At 68.1% G+C, this 12,941-nt stretch carries 6 protein-coding genes; all 6 read right to left on the bottom strand.

The annotated features are described in order from the left end of the window. Positions 1–54: 54 nt before the first annotated feature. The 6 genes from TVH25_RS17940 to TVH25_RS17915 all read right to left on the bottom strand — a co-directional run bounded on the left by TVH25_RS17940 (position 55) and on the right by TVH25_RS17915 (position 12,766). A complete protein-coding gene (locus tag TVH25_RS17940; protein ID WP_169652235.1) occupies positions 55–1,599 on the bottom strand; it encodes an acyl-CoA carboxylase subunit beta in 1,545 nt (514 codons plus the stop codon). Between the two features lie 7 nt (positions 1,600–1,606). Beyond that, positions 1,607–6,568, bottom strand: coding sequence for a polyketide synthase Pks13 (gene pks13, locus TVH25_RS17935; protein WP_422425054.1), 4,962 nt, complete (start codon positions 6,566–6,568; stop codon positions 1,607–1,609). A gap of 51 nt (positions 6,569–6,619) precedes the next feature. After that, entirely contained in the window at positions 6,620–8,509 is a 1,890-nt protein-coding gene (gene fadD32 / locus TVH25_RS17930; RefSeq protein ID WP_169620774.1) for a long-chain-fatty-acid--AMP ligase FadD32, read from the bottom strand. 659 nt (positions 8,510–9,168) lie between these two features. Then, positions 9,169–10,128: a cutinase family protein gene (locus TVH25_RS17925; RefSeq protein ID WP_422425051.1), complete on the bottom strand. Its 960-nt coding sequence runs from the start codon at positions 10,126–10,128 to the stop codon at positions 9,169–9,171. A 13-nt stretch (positions 10,129–10,141) separates the two neighbouring features. Beyond that, complete coding sequence (locus TVH25_RS17920) at positions 10,142–10,687, bottom strand: DUF732 domain-containing protein (RefSeq protein ID WP_169620776.1); 546 nt, start codon at positions 10,685–10,687, stop codon at positions 10,142–10,144. Positions 10,688–10,837: 150 nt separating this feature from the next. Beyond that, the gene (locus TVH25_RS17915) at positions 10,838–12,766 is read right to left on the bottom strand and encodes an alpha/beta hydrolase-fold protein (RefSeq protein WP_296550625.1); all 1,929 of its coding nucleotides are present in this window, start codon (positions 12,764–12,766) and stop codon (positions 10,838–10,840) included. Positions 12,767–12,941: the final 175 nt, after the last annotated feature.

Here is a 12,941-nt window from a genome sequence, read left to right as displayed (position 1 = left end):
GGGCTGCACAGTGCGCGTGCAGCCCGCTACGGCATCGTTGTCACACGGTGGCCGTCAGAGCGGCAACAGGTGGTGCTTGCGCGGGTTCTTGAACACCGTCTTGTCGCGCAGCAGATTCAGAGCGCGCCGAATCTCGAGCCGCGTCGAAGCCGGGTCGATGACCGCGTCGATGTAGCCGCGCTCGGCAGCGATGTACGGCGTCGCCACATGCTCGTTGTAGAAGTTGATGAGCTGCTGCCGCACCGCGGGAGCATTCTCGCCCGCATCGGCAATCTGCTTGCGGCCGATGACCGCAACCGCGGACTCGGCACCCATCACGGCGATGCGGGCCGTCGGCCACGCGAAGTTGATGTCGGCGCCGAGCTGCTTGGAACCCATCACCGCGTAACCGCCGCCGTACGACTTGCGCACCACCACGGTCACCTTCGGCACGGACGCCTCGACGTACGAGAACAGGAACCTGCCGCCACGCTTGATGACGCCGATCTTCTCCTGCTCCACACCGGGCAGGAAGCCCGGAGTGTCGACGACGAAGACCAGCGGGATGCTGTAGGCGTCACAGACCCGGACGAAGTGCGCGGCCTTGTCGGCTGCGGCTGCGTCGAGCGCACCGGACAGATGGAGCGGCTGGTTCGCGACGACACCCACCGGTCGGCCGTCGACGCGGGCGTATCCGGTGATGATGTTGTGCGCGGTCTGCGAACGAACCTCGAAGAAGTCGCCGTCGTCGAAGATCTTCAGCAGGATGTCGTGCATGTCGTAGCCGGAGTTGTCGGCGTCCGGCATGAACGAATCGAGTTCGAGGTCGTCGGGCGTGATTTCCGGTTCCAGACCGGGATTGACGACCGGCGGCTTCTCCTGCGCGTTCGACGGCATGTAGCTCAGGTACTGGCGCACCCACTCGAACGCGGCCTTCTCGTCGGGCGCGACGTGGTGCACGTTGCCGTATTCGGCTTGCTTACGCGCGCTTCCCAGTTCGTGAAGGCTGACGTCCTCACCGGTGACGGCCTTGATGACATCCGGTCCGGTGACGAACATGTGGGCGTCTTCGGTCGCGACCACGACATCGGTGTTGATCGGGGCGTACACGGCACCGCCGGCACACTTGCCGACGATGACCGAGATCTGCGGGCACAGGCCCGACAGCGGCTCGGTGCGCTTCCCGATCTCGCCGTACCAGGCGAGCGACGTGACGGCGTCCTGCACGCGCGCGCCACCCGAATCGTTGATGCCCACGACGGGGCAGCCGATTTTGAGGGCGTAGTCCAGGACCGCGGAAACCTTGCGGCCGAACATCTCTCCGACGCTGCCGCCGAGAACCGTCTGGTCGTGGGAGAAGACCGCGACCGGCCTGCCCTCGACCGTGCCGTGCCCGACGACGACGGCGTCGCCGTAGAAGGCGTCCTCGCGGCCGGGCGTCTTCATCAACGCGCCGATCTCGACGAAGCTCCCCTTGTCGAGGAGCATGTCGATGCGCTCACGCGCACTCGGAATGCCCTTCTTCGCGCGCTTGGCGACTGCGATCTCGCCCGCAGGTTCCTGCGCGATCTCCAGTTTCTGGCGCAGCTCGGCCAGCTTTTCTGCCGTGGTGGTGGTCACTACTCGTTCAGCTCCTCGAGGCCTCGATGGCGGCCAGCTTACGGGTCAGGTCTGCCCCCACCTTGGCGATGTACGGCTCGTCGACGATCTGCAGGTGATCGCCACCCACCGACACGACTTCCAGATTCGCGACGACGTCTCCCCAGCCACCGTCGGGCTGCCGGGTGCCGAACGCCGGCTCCAGGTCGATCGCGTCGTCGTGGTAGCGATCCGCCATGTAGAGAACGACATCGCCGTCGTAGGTTTCGAGTTCGGCGGTCTGGATCGCCCGGTTGTCGAGCCACGACGTGCGCTGGTGCTCGATGATGCCGCCGGGGATCTCGACACCGCTCATCTCGAGCAGGCCCATGAGGATTCCGATCTGGTCCTCGTCGGACTCGGCCTCGGCCAGAAGGTCGTACGGCAGCGGTGCTTCGATGCCGTAGGTCTTCTTCGCGAAGCGCGCGTAGCGCTGCCAGCGCTTCCTGATCTCCTCGGGCGTGTTCTCGACCTTCTCGCCCGCCATGACGGTGTCGATCAGTCCGACGACACGCACGTCCTTGCCGCGTTCGCGCAACAGGCGCGCCACCGCGTAGGCGAGCACACCTCCGAGCGACCAGCCGTAGAGCACGTACGGGCCGTCGCCCTGGATCTCCTCGATGAGCGGCAGATAGACCGCGGCGCGCTCTTCGATCGGTCCCTCGGTGCGTTCGAAGCCGTACATCGGCGTATCGGCGGGAAGACGCCTGAGCAGCGGTTCGTACGCCACGGTGGAGCCACCTGCCGGGTGGAAGACGAACACCGGCACCGCATCCGAGCCCTCGGGCCGCGGTCGCAGGGCGCGCACCAATCCGTCGATCCGGTCGGAGGATTCGAGGTATCCGCGGACGACATCCGCGAGTTTCTCGATCGTCGCAGCACCCCGCACATCCTCGACGGTGATGCTGCCTCCGGAACGCTCCGTCAGACGGGCCGCGAGCTTGCCGGCTTTCTCGTCGTCCAGCGTGGGAAGCGTGTTGAAGATGCTCTTCGCCGACCGCCCGGTGACCACCGCCCACGACGCGAACGTCAGGCGTTCGGCGGCGTCGCGCGGGGGCACATCGACGCCACCGTCATCGGTGGTGTCCAACGACGCGGTCTCGGCCGGAGCGGTCTCCGGCGCGGTCTCGGCCGGCGCGGCAGGCGCCGCGTCCTCCAGGATCTGCTCGGCTTCGGCGACGACCGTGGTGTCCTCCACCGAGGTCGGTGCCTGCTCGTCGGCCGCTGCGTCTTCTGCGGCGTCCGCCGCGCGCTCGGCAGCCTTGTCCGCGGCCTGCTGCTCGGCGAGTGCCGCGACTTCCTCGCGGTTCTCGACGGCGTACCGCAGGTACTTCGCGACGTCGCGCAGGCTCGCATCCTTCACCGCGGAGATCTGGAGTTGCGGAATGTCGAACTCGTACTCCACCCGGTTCTTGATCCGGACCGCCATGAGCGAATCGAGGCCCAGTTCGATCAGCGGAATCTCGACCGGCAGGTCCTCGGGCGCGTATCCCATCGACTCCGCGACGATCAGCGCGAGCCGATCCTCGAGGGTCTGCGAGCCGGCCGGATCCCATCGGTCGCCGGCGCTCTCGGCCACCTCGGCGGTGTCCTCGTCCGTACGGGTCGACGCCGCGGTGGCGGCAACAGGTGCGGACAGCACCTCACCGGAGGTGACGACACCCTCGTGGACGAGCGTGAACCCGCCGTCGTCGAGAGCGTGTACCTGCAGCGACGCACCACCGGGATGGCGGGTGAGCGTGGTGGTGAGCGTCCCGGCTGCGGGCACCGGTGCGTGCGGCATCGACGCGGTGAGCGTCACGTCCGCGAGCACCTGCGAGGCCGCGGCCACGAGCAGCGCGGCGGGATCGGCGACGGCCGAAGCCTGCACCTCCCACACGTGCCGGCCGTCGGGGAGTGCGACGTGCGCACCGGGAACCCGGCTGTTGCCCGCGGAGCCGATGCGGGCCTCGACCCAGTACGGCTTCCGCAGGAACGCGGTCCGCGGGATCTCGGCGTAGTCCCCCTCGGGGAGCAGGCTGCCCAAGTCCACGGGATGCCCGTGCACATACAGCTGCGCGAGGGCGAGGAGCACGCCGAGCGACTCGTCTTCCTTGCGCTTGAGCGTCTGGATGAACTGTCCGTCCTGCACGCCCGCGTCGAAAGCGGTCGACGCGACCGACATGAGCGTCGCGGGATTGGCGTTGAGCTCCACGAAGGTGGTGTGGCCGTCGGACAGCGCCTGGCGCACGGCCTGCGTGAAGTACACGCTGTGGCGCATGCCCTTGGTCCAGTACTCGACCCCGTGAATGCCTTCGTGTCCCGGCCGATACAGGGTTTCCTGGTCCACCGACGAGTACACGGCGACCTTCAGCGGGTGCGGCTCGATACCCGCGAGTTCGGCAGCGAGCTCACCGAGAATCGGGTCGACCTGCGAGGTGTGGCTCGCGCCCTTCGTCTGCAGGACACGAGCGAACTTCTCCTCGGCCTCGGCGCGGGCGACGATCTCGTTGACCTCGCCCTGCGGGCCACCGATGACCGTGTGGGTGGGCGCGGCGTAGACGCACACCTCGAGGTGCGGGAAGTCCGGGAGCACCGAGGTGATCTCGTCGGCGCTGTATTCGACGAGCGCCATGAGACGGATGTCGTCGCCCTCGAGCTGGCCTTCCGCCTCACCCATCAGCCGCGAGCGGGCGCAGATGACGCGCACGGCGTCCTCGAGCGCGAGTCCACCGGAGATGTACGCGCCGGCAGCCTCACCCATCGAGTGCCCGACGATCGCGGCGGGCTCGGCACCGTGGTGGCGCAGTACCGCCGCGAGGCCGATCTGGATCGTGAAGATCCCGACCTGCGCGGTCTCGACGTCGTAGTCCTGGCTGTCGTCGAGGAACTTCTCCGTCATGGAGTAACCGGACTCGTCGACGATCAGCTCGTCGACCTCGTCCACGGCCCGCGCGAACACCGGGTTCTCGAGATACAGCTGCTTTGCCATCTTCCGGTGCTGGGCACCGAAACCGGACAGCACCCACACCGGTCCCGCGGACGCGGGAGAGTCGGCGGTGAAGACACCCTGGGCCGGCTTGCCGGCGGCGACGGCGCGCAGACCGGCGATGGCCTCGGCACGGTCGGCAGCGACCACGACCGCGCGGGAGCGACCGTGATTGCGACGCGCGAGCGTGCGGGCGACGTCGGCGAGCGGAGTCGTGCTGCCCTGCTCGGTCTCGAGCCAGTCGGCGAGGTCGGCGGCGGCGCGGCGACGGCGGGACGGCATCGGAGCGGACACCGCGAGCACGACCGGCATCTCACGAGCCGGTTCCGCGGGGGTGCCGGCGATCTCGGAGACGGCGTCGGACACGATCTCGACCTCGGCCTCGGCTGCTTCCTGCCCGTCGGGGCCGGTGTATTCGTGCACCACGACATGCGCGTTGGTGCCGCCGAATCCGAAACCGGAAATGCCCGCGACCGCGCGTCCCGTGTACCGGGGCCACTTCGCACCGTCGGGAATGACCTGGAGATGCGCCTTGTCGAACGGAATGTACGGGTTGGGCGCGGTGTAGTTCAGCGTCGGAGGAAGCGCGTCCTCCTGCATCGCGAGCACGACCTTGATCAGGCCCGCAGCACCGGCAGCCGACTCGAGGTGGCCGAAGTTGGTCTTCGCCGAACCGAGGAGCACCGGCTTGTCGGCATCGCGGCCGCGGCCGACGACCCGCCCGAGTGCATCGGCTTCGATCGGGTCACCGAGCACCGTGCCGGTGCCGTGTGCCTCGATGTAGTCGACACCCGACGGCAGGATCTGCGCGTCCCGGTAGGCCCGGCGCAGCACGTCGACCTGTGCTTCCGGGTTGGGGGCCGCCAGGCCGTTCGAACGGCCGTCCTGGTTGACGGCCGTGCCGGCGATGACGGCGAGAATGTTGTCGCCGTCGCGCTCGGCGTCCTCGAGACGCTTGAGCACGACGAGACCGCCGCCCTCGGCACGGATCATGCCGTCGGCGTCGGCGGAGAAAGCCTTGATGCGGCCGTCGGGAGCCATGACGCCGAGTTCGTCGAAACCGAGGGTTCCGGCCGGCGCGAGCAGCATGTTGACGCCACCGGCCAGCGCGACATCGGCTTCACCGCCGCGCAGCGCACGCACCGCCTGATGCACCGCGACGAGCGACGACGAGCACGCCGTGTCGAGGGTGACCGAGGGGCCGTGGAAGTCGTAGAAGTACGAGACGCGGTTGGCGATGACCGCGGACGACGTACCCGTCAGCGCGTACGGGTGCGCAACGGACGGGTCGACCGAGGCCAGCAGCATGTAGTCGCTCGCCGAACTGCCGATGAAGACACCGACCGAACCACCCTTGAGGTCGCTCGGAGGAATGTGCGCGTGCTCGAGCGCCTCCCACGTCAGTTCGAGCGCGAGACGCTGCTGCGGGTCGACCATCTCGACCTCGCGCGGCGACATCGCGAAGAACTCGGCGTCGAAGCCCTTGACGTCGTCGAGGTAGCCACCACGGGTGTTGGCCTTGCGGATCGACTCGCGGACGGCCGGGTCGCCCTCGAACTCCGACCAGCGGCCCTCGGGAAGATCGACGATGGCGTCCCGCCCGGACGAGAGCAGGTCCCACATCTGCTCCGGCGTCTCGATATGACCCGGGAAGCGCGTCGACACACCGACGATCGCGACGTCCTTCGACGCCCCCGACGGTCGCGCCGCATACAGAGACGCGTCGTCGTCGTCTTCGGGACGTTCCGGTTCGCCCTCGATGATGCGCGTTGCCAGCGACGCGATGGTCGGATGCTGGTACGCGATCGTCGCGTTCAGGGTGACGTCGAGAAGATCCTCGATCTCACCGCTCAAGGCCACCGCGTCGCGGGACGACAGTCCGAACTCCTCGAGCGGACGATCATCCGTGATCTGCGAGACCGGCTGGCCGGTCGTGTTTGCGATCCAGTTCCGCAGCCAGTCGCGCAGTTCCGCAACGGTCATTTCCATGTCAGCCATCAACCCACCACGCTACCCGGGAACAAGAACATTTCTTCACACGCTGTCGGGGAACGCCTGCTGCTGGTGACCACCGCGCAGCGTTCCCTCGATGTAGGCGGCCTTGCAGGCGCGCCGTGCGATCTTTCCGCTGGAAGTACGCGGGATGGAACCCGCGGGAACGAGCAGCACGTCGCGTGCCGTCACGCCGTGGCGTGCCGAGATCGCGGCGCGCACGGCATCCGCGACCGGCTGCGGGTCGACCTTGCCCGCACCCGGTGCGCGCTCGGCGACCACGACGAGTTGCTCGGACGAATCGTCCGCGTCGAACTCGAGGCCGGAGGCGGCGTTCTCGAACACCACCTGCGGAAGCTGGTTGGCAGGCACCGCGAACGCGGCCACGAACCCGGGGCGCAGCGCGGGGCTGGCCTCCTGAGCCGAGTACTCGAGGTCCTGCGGGTAGTGATTGCGGCCGTCGACGATGACGAGGTCCTTGACGCGTCCGGTGATGTACAGCTCACCGTCGATGTACACGCCGTAGTCGCCCGTGCGGAGCCACTTGGCGTCGTCGGGGGTGCCCTCGGCGTGGCTGCCCTCGGGAAGCCGCTGCGTGATCTTGTTGTGGAAGGTCTCGTCGGTTTCCTTCTTACGACCCCAATAGCCGATGCCGACGTTGTCGCCGCGCAGCCAGATCTCGCCGACGTGCTCGTCCGGAACCTCGGCGCCGGTCTCGGCGTCGACGATCGCGGCCCACTGGCTGATCGACACGAAACCACAGGACACCTGCGGGATCGCGTTCTCGGCGTCGCGGTCGACGCGCACGACCCGGCCACGGTTGAGTTCGTCGCGGTCGACGTAGAGGACCTTCGCTTCGTCGCTGTGCTTGGTGGACGAGACGAACAGCGTCGCCTCGGCCATCCCGTACGACGGCTTGATCGCGGTCTTGGGCAGGCCGTACGGCGCGAACGCCTCGTTGAACTTGCGCATCGACGACGTGGTCACCGGCTCGCTGCCGTTGATCAGGCCGATGACGTTGCTCAGGTCGAGGGTTTCGCCGTCCTTGGGCAGGCCGCGCGCGGCGGCGTGCTCGAAGGCGAAGTTGGGCGCGGCGGCGAACGTGCCGGCACCGTCGGAGACGGCGGCGAGTTCGCGGATCCAGCGACCGGGACGTGCGACGAACGCACGCGGGCTCATGATGGTGATGTACTTTCCGCCGATCGCGGGCAGGATCACCGTCAGCAGGCCCATGTCGTGGAACAGCGGCAACCAGGTCACGCCACGCGAGGTCTCGTTGAGCTCGATCGAATCGGCCATCTGGATGACGTTGGTGAGCACCGAGCGGTGGGTGATCTCCACGCCGGCCGGGACGCGGGTCGAGCCCGACGTGTACTGCAGGTACGCGATGTCGTCGGTGGAGACCGCGGGGCTGGTCCACGAGTCCGCGAGCGTGTCGGGGATCGCGTCGACGGCGATTACCCGGGGACGCTGCGCGGCGGGGAGGGGGCGGAAGAACTGCCGGACACCTGCGGCAGACGAGGTGGCGGTGAGGATCGCGCTCGGAGTGCAGTCGCCCAGAACGGCGTGCAACCGGTCCGTGTGGCCGGGCTCGTCGGGATCGAACAGCGGTACGGCGATGACGCCCGCGTAGATCGCGGCGAAGAAGGAGACCACGTAGTCGAGGCCCTGAGGGGCGAGGATCGCTACCCGGTCGCCGGGATCGGTGACCTGCTGCAATCGCGCGGCGATGGCCTTGAGCCGGACGCCGAATTGGTTCCACGTCAGTTCGTGGACCTCACCGTCCCGTTCCCGCGAGTAGTCGATGTAGCGGTAAGCCGTCTCGTCACCGTTGGAGGCCACGTTCTGCTCGAGGTGATCGAGCAGCGTGTTCCCCTCCGGCAAGTTGATCCGGCCGTTTTCATCGATGAACTCTTCGAACCCGACGCTCAATTCCTTCTCCCTGTCGAAGCGATCCCACAACCACTCGACATGGTTGCGCCCCTAACTCTTTCTTGCGCTGCCAGATCATCTCCTCGAACACCGCGAACAGCGTCTGTGTACGACTCACTGAAGGTGTTCATCGGTCCGAGGTCACGGATATGTTACAGATCGGCATCGCTTACCCACCCCACGAATACCGGAATCGACGGGACAGGCACTTCCGTCCCCTTCGGGAAGCCACCAACATACGACATCGCCGACCCGCTGTGCACATTCGGCGCCCTTTCCGCAGGGGTCCCGGGCCCGGTATGCGTGCCGGTGTCATCCCCCGACCTGCGCAGTACCCGCCTCGGCCCGCCCGAAACGTGCGCGCGGCGCACCGGACCGATATCGACGCGCAGACGCGCGGACGACGTGGTAGTGACGTGGATCATCGGAACGCAGCGGAGGCCGAGGTCGCCGGTGCGGGTACGCCCCATCGCCGGGCGGGTATTCGCCGCTCCGTCGCTGGCACCCATCGGACCTCTTCTCCTGTGGCAGTCATCGCGAACCGCGCGCCCCGGATCGGCCGGGCGTGTCGGCCGAGGGATGAGTCTAGAGGCCGACGGCAGGACCGTTGCACCCGGTGGTGACGACCGACACTACTGGCGAGTAACCCTCGAGGAACCTCACTCCTCGGCAGGATGCGGGGCGGATTCGATCAAATCGGTCGCCCACGACGTGATCCACTGCGGTGCGGTGGTCCCGTTCTCGTCGACGACATACCAGTTGTACTGCGCATGGATCGGGTTGTTCACGTACTCGAGGATGCGCGGCGCAGCAGTCGCCCAGTTCGACGGATTGAACGCGTTCGCAGGGGCGTCGCAGATGCTGTCGGTCGGCGCGCAGATCTGCACGGTGCGGTCGTCGAGCGCTCCGAAACCGCCCGGACGTTCGCCCGTCATGGTGATGCCCGGCAGTCGCAGTCCGGCGAGCGACAGTTCCGCGCCCACTCCCGCGACGGGGGCTCCGATGTCGGTTCCCGACACGCCGTCGCGCCGGCCGTCCGCGATCAGTGCGACCCCGAGGACACGATCCGCCGGAACCGGACCGTTGCCGGCACCGATCTGCGCCGCTACGTCACCCACGATCACCGCACCCTGCGAAAAGCCGGTGAGCACATAGCTCGTGAGCGGGCATTCGGTGAAGCGCTGCGACAGGAAATCTGTGGTCGCCGCCGTACCCGCGCCGCGGCTGTTGTTGTACGACTGCTGACCGTCCGGGGGAATGGCGATCGGGTTCGAGAACTGAGCGACGTACGGGACGGTGTACACGTCCGCCCGCTGCGGATCGAACCGCTCCTGGAGCGGGCGCGTCACGTTGAGCATCAACGACATGGGGTTTGCGGTCGGATTGTAGGGATCGTCCCCGATCGCCGACTCCCACGTCCCCGGCACGCTGACGACCTGCACATCCGGGCACGACGCCGGCTGCGACTGCGTGTCGTCGGGACCCTGCGGTGGGGTCGGGCCCGGCACATCGAGCCGTCCCGCAAGCAGGTACCAGAGCACCAGCACGACGGCCAGGAGGAGCAGCGCCCCCAGAACCACGATTGTGCGCCCACTACGGCGCTGCTTCGTCCTGACCATCGTGCCGACCTTCCTAGCTGCAGTACGTGTCGCCCGCGACGGCGATGTAAGTGTCCGCGGTAGCAGCGGCCTGTTCCTCGGTGATCTCGCCGCCGGAGGTGACCGACTCGCTGCCGACCAAGGCGGTGACGAACGTCTTCACCTCGGACGGGGAGCCACCCTGCGCCTGAGCGCTGCAGATGTAGTCCGCGATGCTGATCGCGCCGGCCTCGTCGGACGGCTCGACACCCTCGGCACGCAGCGCGGCGAGGAACTCGTCGCCTTCCGCGGTGGGAGCGGGCGCCCCACCGGGTGCCCCGCCACCGGGGGCCGGCGTCGCGGCGGGCGGTGCGGACTCGTCACCACTCGCGGTGGTGCTCGAGGTCTCGCCCGCGCCGGTCTCGTCCGCCTCGTCGGTGGGAGACACCGTACTGGTCGACGTCGTCACACCGGTCGTCGTCGGTGTGCTCGTAGCGGTGGAGTCGTCGCTTCCGCAGGCGGACAGAACTGCGGTGGCGGCGATTGCCGCGGCGAGTGCGCCGAAGACGCGGGTAGAGCGCGAGCGGGTCCGTGCAGGCATGTGGTGGTGTCCTCACATCCGGTATCGAGCAGAACTGGAACAGGGTGTGCCCCAGGCTACATAGCGCACCGGGGGGGGGGGCGGCGCCCCCCCCCGCCCCCGCCGCCCCCGCCCCGGCCGCGCGTGCGGGAGTAACAGTCCCCGGGCGGGTTACGGGTGCAGCGTAACCGCGTCGCCGTCGACGGTGACGAAGCCGTTCTGGAAGTTCTGCTGGACACCGCGTCCACCCTCGGCCGGGAACTCGTCGCCGACGGGATAGCCCAGGCGGCCGTTCTCGGCACCCTCCGCGGACCACGCGTCGAGGACCTTGCCGCGCACGGGCCACGCGCCGGTGGGCTGGCTCCAGTAGATGCGGCCGTTCTCGAAGTCGGCGACGCGGCCGTTGTCCTTGACGACCTGCTCGCTCGAGATCGGGAACCCGAGCACTCCGCCCTCGTAGCCGAGCTGACCGTACTTGTCCATGATCATGCCCTGGACCGCGTGCGCACCGGTCTGCTCCGACCAGTACATCGCCCCGATCTCGAAGCCCTGCACGACGCCGCGACCGTCCGGGGTTCGCGCCTCGTCGAGGACCGGGTAACCGAGAGGGCCACCTTCCCAGCCCTGGCGCTTCCACTCTTCGAAGATCGCGCCCCGCACCGGGCGCGCGCCGTGTTCGGGAGTCCAGTAGATCGCGCCGTTGCGGAAGTGGTTGTACCGGCCGCGCCCGTCCGCGGTGCCGCGTTCCTCGGTGACCGGGTAGCCGAGCGCTCCCGCGGGTCCGCCGCTGCCTTGGTAGAGCCCGCCGATCGCGCCGGCGACCGGGACGGTCACTCCGTCGGACGAGAAGACCCGCCCGAAGCGGAAGTCCTGCACGGTGCCACCGGCAACCGGGTATTCGGCGGTGAGGCAGTCGCCCAGCCACGGGCCGGCAGCGGCAACGTCTGCGATGGCTCCGGCAGGCGCGCACGCCGGCTTCTCCACCTCGACACCGAGTGTGTTCGCGAGCTGCGGCCACAACTGGTGCAGCTCGAATTCCCAGTACTTCCACGTGTGGGTGCCGGAGGGCCGGTACACGATCTGCGCCGGGATACCGGTCTTCTTCAGCTTCGTCGCGAACGCCTGGGACGTCAGGCGCGACAAGATTTCGAGGCCCATGCCCGCGTAGTTGGTACTGACGCCGGGAACGCTCGACGGGTCGTCGTACGGACCGGCACTGCCGCTTCCGCTCGACACGTACAGGCTCACGCCTCGCAGCTTGTCGGCGAGGAGATACGGGTCGTGCGCCTCCCAGCCCTCGCCGCCGGGTTCACCCCACATCGCCTCCGAGTCGAACCCACCCGCATCCTGCATCGCGTAGTGGATGGCCTCGGGCATGCCGAGGGTCGTGGTGGTGAGGATGCCCGACAGCGATGCGGCGAACTGCGCGAAACCGGGGTTGCGCGCCGGGAGGAACATCGCGGCCGTGCCGCCCATCGAGAGGCCGACGACACCGCGCTTGTCCGTGCTGCGCCAGTCCTTCTCGAGGATGGGCGGGAGTTCCTTCGTCAGGAACGTCTCCCACTTGTAGTTCTGGCCGTTGTTCTGGTCCACCCAGTCCGAGTAGAAGCTGGACTGGCCACCGACCGGAAGGACGACGTTGACGTTCTTGTCGGCGAAGAACGCCTCGGCGTCGGTTTCGAGCGTCCAGCCGCTCTGGTCGTCGCGGGCGCGCATCCCGTCGAGCATGAACACGGACGGAAAGCGCTTCTCCGGCGCGATGTTCCAGTCGCGGGCGAGGAGCATCTGCACCTGGATGGGCGTTCCCATCGACGGGGAGTCGATCCACAGCGCCACGCGGCGGTCCGTGAGCCAGTCGACCGCACGCACCGTCGCACCCGACTGGTTCTGGCCGACAGGGTCGGCTTGGGTCGCGAGAGGTTGCGCGGAAGCGACCGGCACCGTGGTCATCCCGGCTGCGAGCGGTGCCACGAGCGCGGCTGCGAGCAGCCCGAGTGCACGCCGCTTTCCGCGTCCCACCGAACGTGTGCCGCTGCTCTCGGATCGTGCGCTGCCGCCCGATCTGCTCCGGTGACCGCCAAGCTGGGTTCGCATCTGCATCGCTCGCTTCCTGCGTTACCGGGCGCCCACGCACGGGCGCTGCTGTGCCGGATGTCCCCCGTCCCGAACCTTGTTTGTACACGTAGGAGAGCCGGTCGCGGGGGTGCCGCGCTGTGACTGATGGGAAAATTGTTACAGAGAACGCAGCGCCGCCCACCACCGAACGGTGGTGGGC

This window comes from Rhodococcus sp. 7Tela_A2 (assembly GCF_049311045.1).
Taxonomy (GTDB): Bacteria; Actinomycetota; Actinomycetes; order Mycobacteriales; family Mycobacteriaceae; genus Rhodococcus.
The sequence above is the reverse complement of the archived record's forward strand: the minus strand, read 5'-3'. Positions and strand labels throughout refer to the sequence as shown.